18 protein-coding genes and 1 riboswitch are annotated in these 18,712 nt (G+C 67.1%); of the genes, 12 read left to right on the top strand and 6 right to left on the bottom strand.

Going from position 1 to position 18,712, the window contains the following annotated elements; genetic code table 11:
* The first annotated feature begins 111 nt into the window (after positions 1 to 111).
* Positions 112 to 933: a nitrilase-related carbon-nitrogen hydrolase gene (locus AC1D14_RS03330; protein WP_230117186.1), complete on the top strand. Its 822-nt coding sequence runs from the start codon at positions 112 to 114 to the stop codon at positions 931 to 933.
* Here AC1D14_RS03330 and AC1D14_RS03325 read toward each other — a convergent pair whose 3' ends face one another.
* Both AC1D14_RS03325 and alr read right to left on the bottom strand, forming a co-directional pair.
* The gene (locus AC1D14_RS03325; protein ID WP_476968050.1) at positions 934 to 2,625 is read right to left on the bottom strand and encodes a PucR family transcriptional regulator; all 1,692 of its coding nucleotides are present in this window, start codon (positions 2,623 to 2,625) and stop codon (positions 934 to 936) included. It lies immediately after the preceding gene.
* On the bottom strand, positions 2,615 to 3,865 hold the full coding sequence (gene alr, locus AC1D14_RS03320) for an alanine racemase (protein WP_230117100.1): 1,251 nt from the start codon (positions 3,863 to 3,865) through the stop codon (positions 2,615 to 2,617). The genes AC1D14_RS03325 and alr overlap by 11 nt, the downstream gene beginning before the upstream one ends.
* Positions 3,866 to 3,966: 101 nt before the next feature.
* Here alr and AC1D14_RS03315 point away from each other — a divergent pair, with 101 nt between their 5' ends.
* A complete protein-coding gene (locus tag AC1D14_RS03315; protein ID WP_230117101.1) occupies positions 3,967 to 5,508 on the top strand; it encodes an amino acid permease in 1,542 nt (513 codons plus the stop codon).
* Positions 5,505 to 7,253, top strand: coding sequence for a flavin monoamine oxidase family protein (locus tag AC1D14_RS03310; RefSeq protein WP_230117102.1), 1,749 nt, complete (start codon positions 5,505 to 5,507; stop codon positions 7,251 to 7,253). The genes AC1D14_RS03315 and AC1D14_RS03310 overlap by 4 nt, the downstream gene beginning before the upstream one ends.
* A 53-nt stretch (positions 7,254 to 7,306) precedes the next feature.
* Here the strand turns inward: AC1D14_RS03310 and AC1D14_RS03305 are convergent, their stop codons facing one another.
* The 4 genes from AC1D14_RS03305 to purU all read right to left on the bottom strand — a co-directional run bounded on the left by AC1D14_RS03305 (position 7,307) and on the right by purU (position 10,177).
* A complete protein-coding gene (locus AC1D14_RS03305; protein ID WP_230117103.1) occupies positions 7,307 to 7,828 on the bottom strand; it encodes a gamma carbonic anhydrase family protein in 522 nt (173 codons plus the stop codon).
* Positions 7,829 to 7,961: 133 nt separating this feature from the next.
* A complete protein-coding gene (locus AC1D14_RS03300; RefSeq protein WP_230117104.1) occupies positions 7,962 to 8,789 on the bottom strand; it encodes a DUF1206 domain-containing protein in 828 nt (275 codons plus the stop codon).
* Positions 8,790 to 8,883: 94 nt separating this feature from the next.
* Positions 8,884 to 9,243 (bottom strand): class I SAM-dependent methyltransferase, encoded by a 360-nt coding sequence (locus tag AC1D14_RS03295; RefSeq protein WP_230117105.1) that lies wholly within the window; start codon positions 9,241 to 9,243, stop codon positions 8,884 to 8,886.
* 73 nt (positions 9,244 to 9,316) lie between these two features.
* Positions 9,317 to 10,177, bottom strand: coding sequence for a formyltetrahydrofolate deformylase (gene purU / locus AC1D14_RS03290; RefSeq protein ID WP_476880978.1), 861 nt, complete (start codon positions 10,175 to 10,177; stop codon positions 9,317 to 9,319).
* Between the two features lie 42 nt (positions 10,178 to 10,219).
* Positions 10,220 to 10,305, top strand: a riboswitch (ZMP/ZTP riboswitch).
* Between the two features lie 173 nt (positions 10,306 to 10,478).
* On the opposite strand from purU, the gene glyA reads away from it, so the two are divergent.
* The 9 genes from glyA (at position 10,479) to AC1D14_RS03245 (ending at position 18,708) form a co-directional block, all read left to right on the top strand.
* Positions 10,479 to 11,786: a serine hydroxymethyltransferase gene (gene glyA / locus AC1D14_RS03285; protein ID WP_476968049.1), complete on the top strand. Its 1,308-nt coding sequence runs from the start codon at positions 10,479 to 10,481 to the stop codon at positions 11,784 to 11,786.
* A gap of 8 nt (positions 11,787 to 11,794) precedes the next feature.
* Positions 11,795 to 12,706 carry a bifunctional methylenetetrahydrofolate dehydrogenase/methenyltetrahydrofolate cyclohydrolase gene (locus AC1D14_RS03280; RefSeq protein ID WP_230117108.1) on the top strand — a complete coding sequence of 304 codons (912 nt, stop codon included), beginning with the start codon at positions 11,795 to 11,797 and terminating at the stop codon, positions 12,704 to 12,706.
* Between the two features lie 106 nt (positions 12,707 to 12,812).
* On the top strand, positions 12,813 to 14,060 hold the full coding sequence (locus AC1D14_RS03275) for a sensor histidine kinase (RefSeq protein ID WP_476968048.1): 1,248 nt from the start codon (positions 12,813 to 12,815) through the stop codon (positions 14,058 to 14,060).
* A complete protein-coding gene (locus tag AC1D14_RS03270; protein WP_476968047.1) occupies positions 14,057 to 14,722 on the top strand; it encodes a response regulator in 666 nt (221 codons plus the stop codon). The genes AC1D14_RS03275 and AC1D14_RS03270 overlap by 4 nt, the downstream gene beginning before the upstream one ends.
* 189 nt (positions 14,723 to 14,911) lie before the next feature.
* The gene (locus AC1D14_RS03265; protein WP_230117111.1) at positions 14,912 to 15,226 is read left to right on the top strand and encodes an SHOCT domain-containing protein; all 315 of its coding nucleotides are present in this window, start codon (positions 14,912 to 14,914) and stop codon (positions 15,224 to 15,226) included.
* A 163-nt stretch (positions 15,227 to 15,389) separates the two neighbouring features.
* Positions 15,390 to 16,361, top strand: a complete 972-nt coding sequence (locus tag AC1D14_RS03260) for an ABC transporter ATP-binding protein (protein ID WP_230117187.1) — start codon at positions 15,390 to 15,392, stop codon at positions 16,359 to 16,361.
* Positions 16,354 to 17,229, top strand: coding sequence for an ABC transporter permease (locus AC1D14_RS03255; RefSeq protein WP_230117112.1), 876 nt, complete (start codon positions 16,354 to 16,356; stop codon positions 17,227 to 17,229). Before AC1D14_RS03260 ends, AC1D14_RS03255 begins: the two co-directional genes overlap by 8 nt.
* On the top strand, positions 17,226 to 18,059 hold the full coding sequence (locus AC1D14_RS03250) for an ABC transporter permease (RefSeq protein ID WP_230117113.1): 834 nt from the start codon (positions 17,226 to 17,228) through the stop codon (positions 18,057 to 18,059). The genes AC1D14_RS03255 and AC1D14_RS03250 overlap by 4 nt, the downstream gene beginning before the upstream one ends.
* 85 nt (positions 18,060 to 18,144) lie before the next feature.
* A complete protein-coding gene (locus AC1D14_RS03245; RefSeq protein ID WP_230117114.1) occupies positions 18,145 to 18,708 on the top strand; it encodes a hypothetical protein in 564 nt (187 codons plus the stop codon).
* Positions 18,709 to 18,712: the final 4 nt, after the last annotated feature.

Raw genomic sequence — 18,712 nt, 5'->3', positions numbered from 1 at the left:
CCGACTTCGACGGTGCAAATGGCCCGGGTTAAGGACTTACGGCCGGGGCTACGCTGAAGACAAAGGCGGTCCGGTCCAGGCGGACATTCGCAAAAGACTCTTGAGGTGATCATGGTGTTGCTGGCGCTGATGCAGGCAAACTCCACTGTTTTGGATGTGGAACACAACTGCCGTGCGGTTGATGAGGCGGCGCAGAACGCGGCGGCGGCAGGTGCGCGCGTGTTGCTGACCCCCGAACTGTTTCCGGTGGGCTACGCGCCGCTGCGGGTCCGCACGGAACTGGACCCTGCCGGCCTCTCCGCGATCCGCAGTACCTTGGCGGACATCGCCCGGCGCCGCAGCATCGCGATCGTCTACAGCCTTCCTGCCATCGCGGCCGACGGGCAATGGCAGATCTCGGCGACCCTGGTCAGCAACCACGGTGAGGAACTGCTCAGCTACTCCAAAGTCCACCTGTTCGGGCCCGAGGAGCGCAAGGCGTTCAGCCCCGCCGAAGCAGCCCCCGCCGTCGTGGATCTAGACGGGATCAAGACGTCACTGGCGATCTGCTACGACGTGGAATTTCCCGAGACCGCGCGTGCCGCGGCCGCCCGCGGCGCCGACCTGCTCCTCGTTCCCACCGCGCTTGCCCACGGATTCGACGAGGTTCCCCAGATCCTCCTGCGTGCCCGTGCGCTGGAAAGCCAACTGACGGTGGCCTACGCCAACCACTCGGGCACGGAAGATGGCTGCGAATTCCTCGGCGGAAGCGTGATTGCCGCTCCGGACGGTTCCCTGCTGGCCGCGGCCGGGTCCGGCCCGGAACTGCTGTTCGCTGACGTCAGCGCCGAGGCGGCCCGGCAGGCAAGGGAGACCGTGCCGTACCTGGCCGAACGCCGTCCGCGCGTCTACCGCGCGTGGGAAGACGGCCTGGATGTGGACGGCCCGGGTTAATTACGTCACGGGACCGGCCGTCGCGGCGCCGGCGGCCGGCAACAGCTCGTCCACGTACTGCAGGGCGATCCACAGCTCGGCCCGTACCTGCGCCTGGTTGAGGTCGCTGTCCAGCAGTTCCGCCACGGCGTTGATCTGCCGCCGGACGCTGTTGCGGTGCAGTCCGAGCACCTTGGCCGTGGCATCCCAGCTTCCGTTTTCGCCCAGCCACGAGCGCAGGACCGCGAGCTGCGCGTCCCGGCGTTCGGGCTCCTGGCTGAGCAGAGGCTCCAGCAGGCGGCCCGCCAGCATGGTGCCGGCTTCGCGGCCCAGCAGGCCGGCCACCGTCCACGAGACGTCATCCACCCGCGCGCTCTTTCCGGTGTTCCTGACCCGAGACCGGAGTGACGTCACGCGCTGGTACGCGCCTGCCAGCCCCGCCAGTTCGGTGGCGTCCCCGATGACCAGGCGCCAGCCGAGTTTTTCGACTTCGCCCACCAGGGCGTCGTCGACCTTCAGCCGCGTGACGGCCGCGAAGCCGTAGTCCGTGATCTCCACGAGCTTCGTGTCGAACAGCCGCCGCCACTGCAGCAGTTCCCGCACCGGGCTGTCGCCCGCCGGCCATGCGGCATGCTCCGCCTTGATGCCCTGCACCACCCGCAGCGGGGCCGATCGGGTGGAGGACGTGCTTTGGGCCAGCAGGTCCCTGAGGCCGTTGACATGCTTCGTTCCTCCGCTTGCCAGGCTGTCCGGGTGCAGCAGCAGCGCGGTGGCCAGTTGGCTGGGGGCGAGGGACCCGCTGGTCCGCTGCCGGACCAGCAGTTCCAAGAGTCCGACGGCGGATGACACCACGCTGTTCTGCGACGGCGTCAGCGGGGCGTCAGTGCCCAGGATCAGAGCGCCAAGGTTGGCGTCGCGGGTGCTGCGCAGCGGATGCCCGAACACCAGCGCGGAGCCGGGAACGTCGAAGGAATCCATCTCCACCCGGGGCCCGCTGCCGCCCAGGAGCCGTTCCAGGATCTGCTGCAGTGCGGGAAGCTCGACGCCAGCGCCCGCCCGGGCGCGGACCCTTCCGTCCGCGCCGACCAGCACCGCCCACACCGGGACCCGTTGGGTCAGCGCGGCCAGGAGTTCGTGCTCGGGGCGGGCGGAAAGGACCGCGCGCATCAGCTGCCGGTTGGTGTCCGCCAGTTGCCTGAACAGTTTGGCGTTGTCCGATTCGAGCAGCTGTGAGAACTCCAGCCCGATGGCCGCGAACGGCACCGTGCTGGGCACTTCCACCAGTGTCAGGTTGTGCCGGACGCAGGCGTCGACCAGTGCCTCCGGCGCAGCGTTGAAGTAGGGCTCAAGGCCGAAACCCAGGGCACCTACGCGGGCTCCCACCAGGCGCCGCACGTAGGCATCAACCCTGGCTTCGTGGCCTGCCTCGCCCACAAAAGGCAGCCCCGCGGTGAGGAGGAACTCGCCGTCGAGCAGATACGGGGTGGGATCCTCAAGCTCACTGGGCTCGACCCACCGGAGCAGGCCGGTGCCGTTGCCGCCGTCGTGAAGGATCTTCAACTCAGGCGGCAACTTGTCCAGGAACTGCTGGAGCGTGACAACGCTCAGCCGTTCGGTCCCGGTCCCGGCGCCGGCGCCGGCTCCGGCCCCGGCCCCGGCCGCGGTCCCGGAGCCCGTTCCGGTTCCGGTTCCGGCGGCAGCCTCAGGCGACATGGTTCGCACCGTCTTCGGGGTCCTGGTAGTCGGGGCACTCGTAAGCCCTGGGCAGGCCGCTATTAAGGGGCGGGCCGTAGGTCCGGGGGAGGCGGGGCGCGATTCTGTTGATGATTTCGTCGCCGTGGCTGCCGATGGCCGAGCCCCAGTCGTCAGCGCTCGCCGCTCCGGTGTCCGGATCACCAAACAGCACGGCGGTGTCGCCGACGGACACGCCGCCGGTTTCCGGGCCGAGATCCACCATGAACTGGTCCATGCACACCTTGCCGATCACGGGCACCCGCCTGCCGCCCAGCTGGACCATGCTGCGGCCGGAAATGCCTTTGGGAATGCCGTCCGCATAGCCCAGCGGAATCAGCCCCAGGAACCGCGCCTCATGCGTGATGGCCTGGTGTTCGTAGCTCACGCCGGTGCCCGCAGGCACCCTCTTGACCAGCACCACGGGAGCCGTCACGGTGAGGGCAGGACGCAGCCCGAAATCCGCCGGATCCAGGTGGTCGGCAGGCGCCAGGCCGTAGACGGCCAGTCCGGCCCGCACCATGTCGAAGGCGAACTCGGGGCGGTCCAGAATGTTGGCGGAACTGGAAACGTGCCTGAGTTCCGGATCCAGCCCGCCTTCCCGGGCCAGCCGCACGGCGTCCTCGAAGGCGTTTACCGCGGCGGCGTTGCTGGGGTGCGCGGGCACGTCGGCCCAGGCCAGGTGGGTCCAGATTCCCCTGACGGTGAGCGTTCCCTCAAGCTCGGCGCTGCGTGCGGCGGCCACAAGGTCCGGCCAGTCCTCGGTGCGGGCGCCGCCTCGGCTCAGCCCGCTGTCCAGCTCCAGATGGACCGCCGCCGGCTTTCCGAGCGCGCGGGCGATGCCCGCCACCACATCCAGCTGGGCGGCGCTGCCCAGGGACATGTCGACGTCGTTTTCCAGGGCCTCGCGAATGATGTCGCTGGACGCCGTGGCCAGGTACAGCCAGGACAGAACCGGGGCGGTGATGCCGGCCCGTCGCAGCGCGAGGGCTTCGGTGAGCTGCGCGGTCCCGAGCCAGTCGGCCCCGGCGGCAAGGGCTGCCTGGGCCACGTCCACCAGCCCGTGGCCGTAGGCGTTGCCCTTGACCACCGCCATGAAATGCGGCGCAGAAGTGAGCGCCCGGAGGGCCCGGACATTGTCGGAAATGGCAGTCAGGTCAACGCTGACCTGGCCGGAAAACACGGCAGAGGGCGTGGTTTTCTTTTGTGCATTACGTCTCATGCCAGAACACTATAGGTCATTTTGCACAACAGTGAGAGGTGCCTCACACGTCTAGGCTAGGGCGAGGGGAATCGACAACTACTCACGAACGGACGTCAACGATGACTGTGCCCACCTACACAGAACAGCGGCCGGCGGCGCCGGCCGGCCGGCCCGGCCTGGCAGCCCAGCTGCTGCGCCGCAAGCCGATCGGACAGATGGTCACTGAAGCCGAAACAGGCCACGGCGGACCCCGCCTGGTCCGCAGCTTCGGCGTCCTGCAGCTGACCATGATCAGCGTGGGTGCCACCCTCGGAACCGGCATCCTGGTGATTCTGGGTGAGTCGGTACCGCTGGCCGGGCCAGCCATCTGGATCTCTTTCGCCATCGCCGGCGTGGCCGCCCTGCTGTCCGCCGTGTCGTACGCCGAAATGGCCGGCCTGGTGCCGGTGGCCGGCTCCAGCTATTCCTACAGCTACGCCACCCTGGGTGAGGGCATGGCGTGGATCTGCGGCTGGTGCCTCGTGCTGGAATACGCCGTCTCGGTGGCCGCCGTCGCAGTGGGCGCCGGCCAGTACGTGAACGAGGCCCTGGCGGTCTTCGGCATGGTCATGCCGGACGCGATCTCCCAGCCGCCCGGTGACGGCGGCGTCATGAACATCCCGGCCATGATCATTGTTCTCCTGGCCATGATCCTGCTTGTACGGGGTGCCAAGGAAAGCGCCTGGATCAACACGGCCATAGTGGCTATCAAGGTGGTCATCCTGCTCTTCTTCTGCGCGGTTGCCTTCACAGCCTTCAACGCCGGCAACTTCGAGCCTCTTATGCCCATGGGTGCCGCCGGGGTGTCCGCCGCAGCCTCCAGCGTTTTCTTCTCCTACATCGGCTTCGACGCCGCATCCACCGCCGGCGAGGAAGCCCGCAACCCCAAGCGCGACCTGCCGCGGGCCATCATGCTCTCCATGTTGATCGTCACCACCATCTACGTCCTGGTTGCCGTGGCCGCCATCGGCGCCCGGCCCTGGGGCTGGTTCGACGGTAACGAAGCCGCGCTCGTCAAGATCCTTGAGGAGACCACCGGTCAGCCGTGGATCGCCCTCGTCTTCGCCGTGGGTGCCGTCCTGGCCATCGCCAGCATCGTGCTGACCGTCCTCTACGGACAAACCCGCATCCTGCTCTCCATGGCCCGCGACGGACTCATGCCCAAGGTCTTCGGCCGGGTCTCGCCGAAGACCGGCACTCCGGTTGCCGGCACGCTGATCGTGGGCATCCTCGTCGCCCTCACTGCCGGGCTGGTTCCGCTCGGTGCCCTGGCCGACGCCACCAGCATCGGCACCCTCTTCGCCTTCGCGCTGGTAAACGTCGCCGTCATCTACCTGCGCCGCACCCGGCCAGAGCTCAAACGGACCTTCCGGGTCCCTTTCTTCCCGCTCACCCCGATCCTCGGTGCGCTCATGTGCGCCTACCTGATGGCTAACCTGGGCGTCGATACCTGGGTGACCTTCGGGATCTGGATGCTGGTAGGCCTGGCCGCCTACTTCGGCTACGGCCGCCGCAACTCAAGGGTGGCTTCCCTGAGTCACGAGGAATACCGTGAATTGTCCAGCCGCGAACTTTCGAGCACCACGTCAACCCCCGAAACCATGAAGGCAGAGCTTCCATGACCATCGCCACCGAACTGCCCGCCTCGGATCCGTCCAGCGTCGGCACCTCCGCCGGCACCCTGACCGGCACCGCAGCGGCCGCTTCCGACAAGCTGGACCAGGCCCCTATCACCATGCTGAACCCGGACTTCCCGTTCAGCTACGACCACTACCTCGCCCACCCGGACGGACTGGGCTCCGTGCCGGCCGAGCTATACGGCACAGAAGTGGCTGTGGTGGGTGCGGGATTGTCTGGACTTGTCACCGCCTACGAACTCATGAAGCTCGGGCTGCGCCCGGTAGTCTATGAAGCCGACCAGATCGGCGGCCGCCTGCGCACGGCCAGCTTCCCCTCCGCTCCGGGAGTGGTTGCGGATCTGGGCGGCATGCGTTTCCCGGTGTCAGGCAAGGCGTTCTACCACTACGTTGACTTGTTGGGCATCGAGACCCAGGACTTCCCCAACCCGCTGGCCCCCGCAACCTCCAGCACTGTGATCGAACTCGCCGGGCAGAAGCACTACGCAAGCACCGCGGCGGACCTGCCGCCGTTCTTCCGCGAAGTGGCCGAGGCCTGGAAGGCGGCCGTGAACGACGGCGCCAAGTTCAGTGAGATGCAGGACGCCATCCGGGCTCGCGACACAGCGCGGATCAAGGAGCTCTGGAACGAGCTGCTGCCGCTGCTGGACGAACAGACCTTCTACGGCTTCATTGCCGGAAGCGACTCGTTCAAGGAGGCGGGCTTCGCGCACCGCGAGGCCTTCGGCCAGGTGGGCTTCGGCACCGGCGGCTGGGACACGGACTTCCCCAACTCCATCCTGGAGATCCTGCGCGTCGTGTACACGGACGCCGACGACCAGCACCGTCTCATCGCCGGGGGAGCGCAAAGGCTCCCCGAGGCACTGTGGCACCACGCGCCGTCGGGCATGGCCCATTGGCCGGAGGGGACGTCACTGGCGTCGCTGCACTCGGGCTCCCCGCGGGGAGCCGTTGACCGGATCAGCCGCGATGCCAGCGGCGACCTGCGCATCCGCGAGCGGTGGGGCCGCGAGTCCGCGTACCCGGCCGTGGTCACCACATGCCAGTCGTGGCTGCTGTCCACGCGCATCCACACCGAGGAGGCGCTGTTCCCGGCGGAGCTCTGGACGGCGATTGAGCGTTCCCACTACATGCAGTCGTCCAAGACCTTCGTGATGGTGGACCGGCCTTTCTGGAAGGACATCGACCCCGCCACCGGCCGCGAGGTCCTGTCCATGACGCTGACAGACCGCCTTAACCGCGCCACGTACCTGTTGGACAACGGACCGGACAAGCCGGCAGTGATCCTGCTGTCCTACACCTGGAACGACGACGCCCTGAAGTGGCTCGCGCTCGACGCCGACCAGAGGGTCGAGCTGATGCTGCACTCGCTGGAGCAGATCTACCCGGGCGTGGACATCGCGAGCCACATCGTGGGCCAGCCCATCACCGTCTCCTGGGAAGCTGACCCCAACTTCATGGGTGCATTCAAGGCAAACCTGCCGGGGCACTACCGCTACCAGCAGCGGCTCTTCAGCCACTTTAAGCAGGACAAGCTGCCGGAAGCGCAGCGCGGGCTCTTCCTGGCCGGCGACGACATCTCGTTCACCGCCGGCTGGGCCGAGGGCGCCGTGACCACCGGGCTGAACGCCGTGTGGGGCGTGGTAAACCACCTCGGCGGTTCGTCGTCCGCTGCGAACCCGGGCCCCGGCGACCTGCTCGACGCGCTGGGACCCATCAGCCTGGACTAGCCGCTGGTTGAGCTCGTCAAAACCGTGATCTCGACGAGCTCGGTCAGCCGCTGCTAGCTGGCGTGCAGTTCGCGGTGTGCCTGCGCGAGTTCACGGTAGTGGGCGGCGTTGCGCTTCACGCCGTCGAACTCCTCATCCGAGAGTTCGCGGCGCACCTTGGCCGGTACACCGGCCACCAGGGAGCGCGGCGGAACCACGGTTCCTTCGAGGACCACGGCGCCGGCGGCCACGAGCGAGCCGGCGCCGATCACTGCGCCGTTGAGTATGGTGGCGCTCATGCCGATGAGGCAGTCATCCTCAACGGTGCAGCCGTGGACCACGGCGCTGTGCCCGACGCTGACACGTGCCCCGACGCTGCAGGGGAAGCCGGGGTCGGCGTGCAGCACTACGTTGTCCTGCAGGTTGCTGCCGGCGCCGACGCTGATCGTCGCGGTGTCCGCCCGCACGGAAACGCCGTAGAAGGCGCTGGCGTCCTCCGCGAGCGTAGCCCGGCCGATGATCGACGCTGTCGGCGCCACGAATACCGAGGGGTGGATGTCCGGGGTGTCGCCGGCGAAAGAATATATGGGAGCCATGCCACCAGCCTAAGACACCCGTTCGGCCCAGTTGCGTAGCAGCTCGCGCCGGCCTCAGGCTGAGCGAAAAATTGGCCGAACGGGGGATCGCCTCATGTCCGGGAATATTTCCGTATATGCGCCGGCGGGGAGCTTACATCCGTGCGAATTTGGCCTTCACCATCAGGTAGAGCCCGTAGCAGATCAGGCCGGCGCCGACGGCGGTGAGCATGTACACCCCGTACGGCTGCTCGCGCAGTGCCTTCAACCCGCCATCCAGGCCAGTGGACTCCTGGGGGCGGGCGTTGGCGGTGGCGATGATGAACAGCAATCCCACCAGAAACAGTGCGACGCCCTCGGCCACGTAGCCGACGACGCCCAGCCCGGTCACGACGGAACGGGCGGTGCCCGAGGACGGCAGCCGGAGCTCCTTCTTGAACGATCCCTTGACTCCGAGGACCACGAAGACAAGGCCGCCGATGGCGATCGCGGCCCCGATGGCGATCAGCAGGACCGCACCTCCGGGCGCTTTGATGATTGAGAGGGTGAAATCGCTGGTGGTCTTTCCGCTGTTCTTGCTGTTGCCGCTTGCGGAGGCGGCGAACGTCAGCGCGATGACTGCGAACACCACCGCCTTGCCGGCTGCGGAAATCTTCTTGCCCACCTTCTTCTTGGCCTCCAGCTGACCGTAATCGAACACGGAGTTACTGATTTGCCAGAGAGTCAGAGCTACGCAGGCGGCGAATCCGGCCCAGAGCAGCAGCAGACCCTGCGGCTGGGCGGCGAGTTGGGCGACTGCACCGGCTTGGTCGGCCGGTCCCGCCTTTCCCGCCGTGCCTAATGCCAACTGGATGGCGACGAACCCGATAAGCAGGTGCAACAGGCCGCTGACGGCAAAACCTGCTCTGGCGGCAATCACGAGAGCCCTGGAGTTCGATGCGTCCTCGACCGCGTTCGCGGCGTCCTTCAGCTCTTTCTTCATTGCCGATCCTTAGCGCAAGCGCAAATGCAGATGCGGTGGCGGGTAATACACCCTATTTTGTCACGTGAGTGCACGCTCAGACACGGTTGGGTGGTCAGGGGAGGACGACGGCGATCGGCGCGCCTGGTGCCGCCACCCGCTCGAGTTCCCGTACGACGTCGTCCGCCTCCTCAGCGGTGAGCCCCGCCAGAGCCTGCACTGCCCACACCGCTGGGAAGCTGTGGTCCGCGAAAGGCAGGCGGGCGGGTTCCGCGACGGAAACGCTGAGGCGGCGGGAGAGGGCGTACCGGACGTTCCCGTCGAACGGGTCCACCCCGGTGTAGTGGATGCCGGCCCGAACGAACCTGAGGCCGTCCTCGCCGGGGCCGCAGCAGACGTCCAGCACTGCGTGGCGCCCCTGGGCTTTGAGCAGCGCGATGAAGGTTTCCAGCGAAGTTTCGGTCAGCAGGGTCATGGCGTTAACCAGTCTGAGTTAAAACCCGCCTGCTGGGAACAAGCCCGCGGTGACCAGGTCAGCTAAGGACGGGTCAGTTGAAAACCACTGTCCGGTTGCCGTCGAGGAGCACCCGGTGCTCGGCGTGCCACTGCACGGCCTGGGCGAGGGTCCGGCCTTCAACGTCGCGGCCCATCTGCACGAACTGCTCCGGAGTGCGCGCGTGGTCCACCCGGATCACCTCCTGCTCGATGATGGGGCCCTCGTCCAGCGCGGCGGTGACGTAGTGGGCGGTGGCGCCGATCAGCTTCACGCCGCGTGCGTGGGCCTGGTGGTACGGCTTGGCGCCCTTGAAGGACGGCAGGAAGGAATGGTGGATGTTGATGGCCTTGCCGGTCAGCTCGGTGCACAGTTCGTCGGAGATGATCTGCATGTAGCGCGCCAGCACCGTCAGTTCGACATCGTTCTCCGCCATGATGGCACGAAGCTTGTCCTCGGCCTGCGCTTTGGTGTCGGGTGTGACCGGAATGTGGTGAAACGGGATCCCGTAGAACTCCGCGAGCCCGGCCAGATCGTTGTGGTTGGAGACGATGGCCGGAACCTCGATCGGCAGCGTGCCGGAGCGCTGCAGGAACAGGAGGTCGTTGAGGCAGTGGGCGGACTTGCTCGCCATGAGCAACGTGCGGACCTTCTGGCCCACCGGGTGGAGGCTCCACTGCATGCCGAACGCCCCGGCCACGGGCTCGAGTGCCGCGTGGACGTCGGCCCGGGAGGCGGCGGTCGTTGCTTCAACGCGCATGAAGAAGGTGCCGGTGGACTGGCTGCCGTACTGCTGGGAGTCCGTAATGTTGCAGCCTGCCACGAGCAGGGCGCCGGCGACGGCGTGGACGATCCCGGGGCGGTCGGGGCAGGAAAGGGTTACTACGTACGCTTTGGCGAACTGGTCTTCAATCACGAAGAACAGCCTACCCGCGCGGAGGCCTGCCTTTTGGTAGTCTGGTGGGGTCGCAACTGGCGTTGGGTGGCTAACCACCAGGGAGCGGCAATCACGAAGACCACGGATCGTACGCCTGGGCCGAGGGTCATGTTTTGCCGGCAGGGTGCTGCGCTTCTCGAAGAGCGGTCACCCGGTTCGCTGCGGTGCCCTGAACGGACAAGCGTCCGGGACAGTCCTGTGACTTGTCATCAAGGGGCGGAGCAACGTCCCAGCCGGTAGCCTGACCTTAGCAGTGCCCATCCCTAGCCAGGAGTTCTTCGTGACTACTTCACCGACTTCCGTCAGCACTTCCTTCACCGTCAGCAACCAGCCGCTGGCTGAACTCGATCCCGAGATCGCCGCAGTACTGGACCAGGAACTCGGCCGCCAGCGCGGCACCCTGGAAATGATCGCCTCCGAAAACTTTGCACCGCGCGCTGTTATGGAAGCCCAGGGCTCCGTCCTGACCAACAAGTACGCCGAGGGCTACCCGGGCCGCCGCTACTACGGCGGCTGCGAGTACGTCGACATCGCCGAGCAGCTGGCAATCGACCGCGTCAAGGAACTGTTCGGCGCCGAATACGCCAACGTCCAGCCGCACTCCGGCGCGCAGGCCAACGCCGCCGCCCTGTCCGCCATGATCACTCCGGGCGACAAGATCCTGGGCCTCTCCCTGGCGCACGGCGGCCACCTCACCCACGGCATGAAGCTCAACTTCTCCGGCAAGCTGTACAACGTGGCGGCCTACCAGGTTGAGCAGGACAACTTCCGGGTCGACATGGACAAGCTGCGCGAGCAGGCCATCGCCGAGAAGCCGCAGGTCATCATCGCCGGCTGGTCCGCCTACCCGCGCCACCTCGACTTCGCAGCCTTCCGCTCCATCGCCGATGAAGTGGGCGCCCTCCTCTGGACCGACATGGCGCACTTCGCCGGCCTCGTGGCGGCCGGACTGCACCCGAGCCCGGTGCCGCACTCCGACGTCGTCACCTCCACCGTGCACAAGACCCTGGCGGGTCCCCGCTCCGGTGTGATCCTGGCAAAGCAGGCGTGGGCCAAGAAGCTCAACTCCAACGTCTTCCCGGGCCAGCAGGGCGGCCCGCTCATGCACGTCATCGCCGCCAAGGCTGTGGCCTTCAAGATCGCCGGCACCGCAGAGTTCAAGGAGCGCCAGGAACGCGTCCTCGAGGGCGCCAAGATCATCGCGGACCGCCTCAACCAGTCCGACGTCGCCGAAGCCGGCGTCTCGGTCCTCACCGGCGGCACCGACGTGCACCTGGTCCTGGTTGACCTGCGCAACTCGCAGCTGGACGGCCAGCAGGCCGAAGACCTCCTGCACTCCGTGGGCATCACCGTCAACCGCAACGCCGTGCCGTTCGACCCCCGCCCGCCGATGGTCACCTCCGGTCTGCGCATCGGCACCCCGGCGCTGGCAACCCGCGGTTTCGGCGCCCAGGAGTTCACCGAGGTTGCAGAGATCATCGCCTCCGCACTGAAGGCAGGGTCCAGCACCGATGTGGAGGCACTGCAGGCCCGCGTGGACAAGCTGGCCGCCGACTTCCCGCTGTACCCGCAGCACGAGCAGTGGTGAACCCCTCTATGGCGCAGACCGCGAAGGTCCTTGACGGTAGGGCAGCCGCTGCCGCCATTAAATCCGAGCTGGCTGAGCGCGTGGCGGTCCTGAAGGCCCGCGGCGTCACTCCGGGCATTGCCACCGTACTCGTGGGCGCGGACCCTGCCTCGCAGCTGTACGTGTCCATGAAGCACAAGCAGTCTGTGGAGATCGGGATGAACTCGATCCAGCGTGAGCTTCCGGCGGATGCCACCCAGGCCCAGGTTGAGGCCCTCATTGACGAACTCAATGCGGATCCTGCGTGCCACGGCTACATTGTGCAGCTGCCGCTGCCCAAGCACCTGGATACCGACGCGATTCTTGAGCGGGTTGACCCCGCCAAGGATGCCGACGGCCTGCACCCGACCAACCTTGGCCGGCTGGTGCTCAATGTCAACGGCGAGATCACCTCGCCGCTGCCGTGCACGCCCCGCGGCGTCATCGAGTTGCTGGAGCGCAACGGCTACAGCCTCGCGGGCAAGCACGTCGTGGTGGTCGGCCGCGGCGTCACGATCGGCCGCTCGATCGGCCTGCTGCTCACCCGGCGGGCCGTGAACGCCACCGTGACGCTGACGCACACCGGCACCAAGAACCTCTCGGAGCTGCTGCGGCAGGCGGACGTCATTGTGGGGGCGGCGGGTGCCAAGCACATCGTCAAGGCTGCGGACATTAAGCCGGGCGCGGCCGTGCTCGACGTCGGTGTCACCCGTGAAACCGATCCCGAGACGGGCAAGAGCAAGGTCCATGGCGACATCGATCCTGCCGCTGCCGAGGTAGCCGGGTGGATTTCGCCGAACCCCGGCGGCGTCGGTCCCATGACCGTGGCGCTGCTCATGACCAACGTGGTCGAAGCCGCGGAACGCCAACTGGCAGCGGGAAGCACCTCCGGCGTCGGCTGATTTCGCTCTCCACTGCCCGGACCGTAGGGCGCCTACTCCTGCCGGAGTAGGCGCCCTACGCCGTTAAGCAGACGACGACCAGCGCGCCCGCGGCTAGGCTCGGACTATGCAGCGCCGTTTCCGGGGACCGCCCACCGCCGTCATCGTGACCGCTGTGGCGGTTTTCCAGATTGTCGGCACCTTCTTCGCCTCCGCCCGGCAGCCGGACCACCGGCCCCTGGATGTACTCGCCTTCGTCCTGCTGCTGCTGGGGCCGGCCTCGTTATCGTTGCGGCGGCGCGCTCCGCTGGTCATGCTGCCGGTTGCGGCAGCGGCCGTCACGGCCTATTTGGCGCTCGGCTATGCGTGGGGCCCGGTGTTCCTGTCGCTGGCCCTCGCCATCGTGTTCTCCGCGGCGGCCGGCAAACGCTGGCAGACCTGGGCGTTGGCAGGCGCGTGCGCTGCCGTGCTGGTGGCTGTGTCACTGCTGGCCGGCGATGACGCATCCCTGATCCGGGCCTTCGCTGGAACATCGTGGCTGGGCATCCTCGTCCTGTTCGGGGAAGGTGCCAGGCTGCGCGGCGAGCGGGTTGCCGAACGCCGCCGCCAACGTGAAGCCCGGGAGCAGGCCGCGCGCGACGAGTACCGGCTTGCGCTCGCCCGGGACATCCACGACGTCGTGGCGCACTCACTCTCGCTGATCAACGTCCGCGCCTCAGTGGCGCTGCACCTGGGGGAGAAGGATCCGGGCCAGTTCCGCCCGGCACTGGAGGCGATCAAGACAGCGAGCAAGGAATCGCTGGCGGAGATCCGCCAGCTTCTGGGAGTCCTCCGCGACGACGCCCCGCTGGGCCCGGCCCCGCTGGGCCCAGCCCCGCTGGGCCCGGCCCGGTTGGACCCGGCCCGGTTGGACCCTGCCCCGCTCAGCCCGGTGCCGCCGCCACAGCTGCAGCGCGTCGCCTGGCTCGCGGAAGGCGCCCGCAACGCCGGTCTGGAGGTGGTGCTGACCCAGCCGGACCCGGACGTTTCGAGCCGCCTTCCAGAGGCGGTGCAGGAGGTGGCCTACCGGATCGTCCAGGAGTCCCTGACGAATGTGGTGCGGCACGCCGGAGCGCGGAAGGCCGGCGTCGTCCTCGCCCTGGAAGATCCGGAATCACCGGCAGAGTCCGGCGGCGGCCGGCTCACCGTGACAATCGACGACGACGGCGCTGGCGCCGCCGGAGTTCCCGAAGGGAACGGCGTGACCGGAATGCGGGAGCGGGCGGCCGCCCTGGGTGGCACGCTTGAGCTCGCTGCACTCGAGCCGGGCTGGCGGGTCCGGGCCATTCTGCCGGTCCCCGCCCCGCCGCTGCAGGAGATGGACGGCAGGACATGATCCGCATCCTGCTGGCCGACGACCAGAACCTCATCCGGGCTGGTTTCCGCGCACTGCTGAACGCCGAACCGGACATGGCCGTGGTGGCCGAGTGCGGGACCGGCCGCGACGCCGTGCGCCTGGCGGCCCGCGAGCATCCGGACGTGGTGCTCATGGACATTCGCATGCCCGGCGGCGACGGGCTTGAGGCCACACGGCAGATCATGGCCGCCGAGGACCTGGCAGGCACGCGGATCATAATCCTGACCACCTTTGAACTGGACGAATACATCGCGGAGGCGGTGCGGGCCGGGGCGGCCGGATTCCTGGTCAAGGACACGGAACCGGAGGAGCTGCTCCGCGCGGTGCGCGTGGTCCACGACGGCGACGCCCTCCTGTCGCCCTCAGTGACCCGCCGCATCATGGCCCTGCTGGCCGTGCAGTCGCGTGCGTCCCGGCCCCCGGCCTCGCTGGACCAGATTACGGAGCGCGAACGCGAGGTCCTGCGGTTGGTGGGTGAAGGCCTGAACAACGCAGAGATCGCTGAACGGCTGTTCATCACGCCGCTCACGGCCAAGACGCACGTCTCCCGGATCATGACCAAGCTGCTGATCAGGGACCGGGCACAGCTGGTGGTGCTCGCCTACGAATCGGGGCTGGTGCGCCCGGGCTGGGCCGGCTGACGGCGCTGGGCTGACTCAAGGGGCTGGGCAGCTTAAAGGTGTAGGCCAAAGGCGTAGGTGCACGCCTCCTGCCGGAGTAGGCGGGCATCCCAAGGTGACTCCCGGCGGCGGACGCCCCCCCGCCGTCGAACGGCAAGACTCGGAACAGAGCCGAAAGACGGCCCTCCACCGAGAGTTTGGATGACTGAAATGCTTACTTCACTTGCCACCACCCTGGCTGCGGCGGCCTCGCAGCTGCCGGCGGACACTGTTGTATACGGGGGCCCTTGGAATGGCGGCGGCTTCTCACCGTGGTTCCTGCTGTTCCCGCTGTTCTGGATCCTGGTCATCGGGCTGTTCATTTTCGTGGCGAGGCGCACCTGGCGCCGGAACCACGAGTGGGCAACGGCCCGCGGCGGTGAAAGCGTTTTGCGGGAGCGCTATGCACGCGGCGAAATCGATGAATCGGAGTACCGCCAGCGGCTGCGGGTCCTCCGCGGCGACGCCACGACCGGCGGAAAATAGGCCCACGAAGATCGGCGCCTGCTGGGGCCGGGACCGTCAAGAGGCGGGGTCGGCCGCGGCGGCGCCGATCTTTTGAGACCGGGCTATTCCTTTGGCAGGGCCCGAGTACTAGCGTGGTGGAGTGCCTGAACTCCATTCCGCCGAAGAAACGTCTGAAAAACCTGTGTCCACCGAAGAAGCCGGGTCCGCCCACGAATCCGGGTCAGCCGCACGGCCGTACGTCATCACCGCGGAAAACCTAACCAAGACCTATGGCGACGTCACCGCCGTCGACGGCATTTCCTTCAGCGTTCCGGCGGGGGAGTCCTTCGGACTGCTGGGGCCCAACGGTGCAGGGAAATCCACCACCATGAAGATGATCGGCGGGGTGGCCCAGCGCACCTCCGGAAGCCTGACAATCATGGGCCTGGACCCGGAACAGCACGGGCCGGAGGTCCGCGCGCACCTGGGCGTCGTGCCGCAGCAGGACAACCTGGATGAGGAACTCAGGGTCCGTGACAACCTGCTGGTCTACGGCCGCTATTTTGGGCTGCCGATTAGCTACCTTAGGCCCAAAGCGGACGAGCTCCTCGAATTCGCCCAGCTGACGGACAAGGCCAAGTCCAAGGTGGACGCGCTGTCCGGCGGCATGAAGCGGCGGCTGACGATTGCACGTTCGCTCATCAACGAGCCCCGCATCCTGCTCCTTGACGAACCCACCACGGGCCTTGACCCGCAGGCCCGGCACATCCTCTGGGACCGGCTGTTCCGGCTCAAGGAACAGGGCGTCACCCTGATCCTCACCACCCACTACATGGACGAAGCGGAGCAGCTCTGCGACCGGCTCATCGTGGTGGACAAAGGCCGGATCATGGCCGAGGGGTCGCCCGCCAGCCTGATCCGGGACTACTCCACCCGCGAGGTCCTGGAACTGCGGTTCGGCTCCGAGCGCAACGCCAGCGTCGGCGCGGAACTGGAGGGAATCGGCGAACGGCTGGAGACCCTCCCGGACCGCGTCCTCATCTACACCCACGACGGTGAAGCGGCCCTCGAGGAAGTCTCCGCCCGCGGCCTCCGCCCGCTCACCTCGCTGGTGCGCAGGTCCTCGCTGGAGGACGTTTTCCTCCGGCTGACGGGCAGGAGCCTCGTTGACTGAGCCGTCGTTCGCAGACGAAGTCAAGGAGCGCCCGACGTCGGTACCTCCTTTGCGGGCCCACTCACCGGAGGTTTCGGCCGCCAAAGCAAGGCGCTGGGGCGCGTTCTACTACGCCGAGCAGGTCCTGCGGGTGATGAAGGGCTACGGCTGGTCTATCTTCCTGTACAGCGTGGGGCAGCCCGCGGCCTACCTGTTCGCCATGGGCGTCGGCCTGGCCACACTCGTGGACACCGGCGGCGCTGCGGCGTTCGGCGGCGTGAGCTACATAACCTTCATCGCGCCGGCGCTCCTCATCTCGGCCGCCGTCATGACCGCCGCCACCGAATTCACGTTCCCTGTGATGGACGGCTTCAAATGGCGGCGGGTCTACTTCGGGCCCCACGCCTCGCCGCTCACCCCCGAGCAGATCGCGGGCGGGCAGATCATCGCCGTGACCGTGCGCTTCTTCCTCCAGTCCGCCATTTACTTCGTGATCGTGGCGCTCTTCGGCGCCTCGCCGAGCGGCTGGGGCTGGGTCTCCATCCTCGTGGCCACGCTTGCGGGCCTGGCCTTCGGGCTCCCGCTGATGGCCTACGCCGCCACCATCAAGGAAGACAAAGGCCAGTTTGCCATGGTCATGAGGTTCATCGTGATGCCGTTGTTCCTGTTCTCCGGGACGTTCTTTCCGCTGGACACGCTGCCCGTTGCGGTCCGCTGGGTCGGTTGGATTTCGCCCATCTGGCACGGGACGGAGCTTGGCCGGGTCGTGAGCTACGGCTATGAGGAATCGCCCGTGCTCACCATCATCCACATTGCCTTCCTGCTCGGACTCGCCTGGCTTGGCTGGGTCCTCACCAAGCGCCAATTCGCCAGGAGGATGGGGCAGTGACAATCCTGACCCAGGGCCACGGCGTCACCGAAGAAGCGCGTAACAGGCGCTTCGGGCCGCTGTATTCACGCAACGCCAAGGCGGTGATCGGACGCGGCCTGATGGCCACCAAAAGCAGCAACTGGATGGTCATGCTGTCCGGGTTCTTCGAGCCCGTGCTGTTCCTGCTCTCCATGGGCGTCGGCATGGGCGCCGTGGTGGGAACCGTCCAGGGCCCGGGTGGCCAGGAAATCAGCTACGCGGCGTACATCGCGCCTGCCCTCCTGGCAGTCTCGGCCATGAACGGGGCCGTGTACGACTCCACCTGGAACGTCTTTTTCAAGATGAACTTCGCCAAGCTCTACCAGGGGATGCTCTACACGTCGCTGGGGCCGCTGGATGTTGCCATGGGGGAGATTTTCCTGGCGCTGCTGCGCGGACTGCTGTACGCCACGGGGTTCACCGCAGTGATGGGCGTCATGGGCCTCATCACCACGCCATGGGCCCTCCTGATGATCCCCGCCTCGGTTCTCGTCGCCTTCGGCTTCGCCAGCTTCGGCATGGGCATCACGAGCTTCATGAAGACCTTCCAGCAGATGGACTGGATCAACTTCATCATGCTTCCCATGTTCCTGTTCAGCGCCACGTTCTATCCGCTCAGCGTCTACCCGCAGTACATCCAGTGGCTGATCCAGGCCATGCCTCTCTGGCACGGCGTTGAGCTGCTGCGGCAGATCAGCGCGGGGGCTTTCACGCCCGCGACGGCCGTCCACATCGGCTACTACCTGGTGATGATCGTGCTCGGGCTCGCGCTGACCACCGGCAGGCTCAGGAGCCTGTTCCTCAAGTAGCCGTCCGCCGGTGCTGCCAGCCGGTGCTGTTCGCCCGGGGTGGAAGCGTTGCTGGCAGGGTCCGCGGGTTTGAGACAATAACTGCATGCAATCACTGGGCAGCTCCAAGTCTTCCTCCCACCCGACCAAGGGCGGATTTTCCATGTTCCGCATCAGCGGTCCCGGCCTGCTGGTTCTGATCACGGCCTTCCTGGTGGCCGTCATTTTCGCGGCCAACCAGAACGACGTCGTGGGCTGGATCGTGGCTGTCATCGCGCTGTTCTGGCTACTGCTTGCCTCATTCGTGGTTTTCAGCATCCAGAGGGCGGCCAAGAAGGCCGGAGCGAAGTTCAGCGAAGCGCAGAACGCCTTCAACGCGGCCGCCGGCCGGGCTCCGTCACGGGTATCCACGGACCAGGGCGGCACCCGCCTGGTGGGTGAACGCGGCGAAGCCGAAGAAATCCGGGACATGAAGCTGGATCACTCCTTCAAGATTGTGCAGGTGCAGGTGCGCGTTGTGGAGCAGGAGCGGGCCAAGGGCGCCGCCGCGGACCAGGACACCATCCGCCGCGCCCTGGAAACCATCGAGATCACTGCCACCAACGCCCGCGACATGATCAAGTCCTCCGGCGGCCCCGGTGAGCCGGTTACCGGAACCATCATCGACTAGAGTG

The organism is Arthrobacter sp. P1_B11 (genome assembly GCF_056406715.1).
Note: the sequence above shows the minus strand (reverse complement) of the source record. Positions and strands in the feature narration are given on the sequence as shown.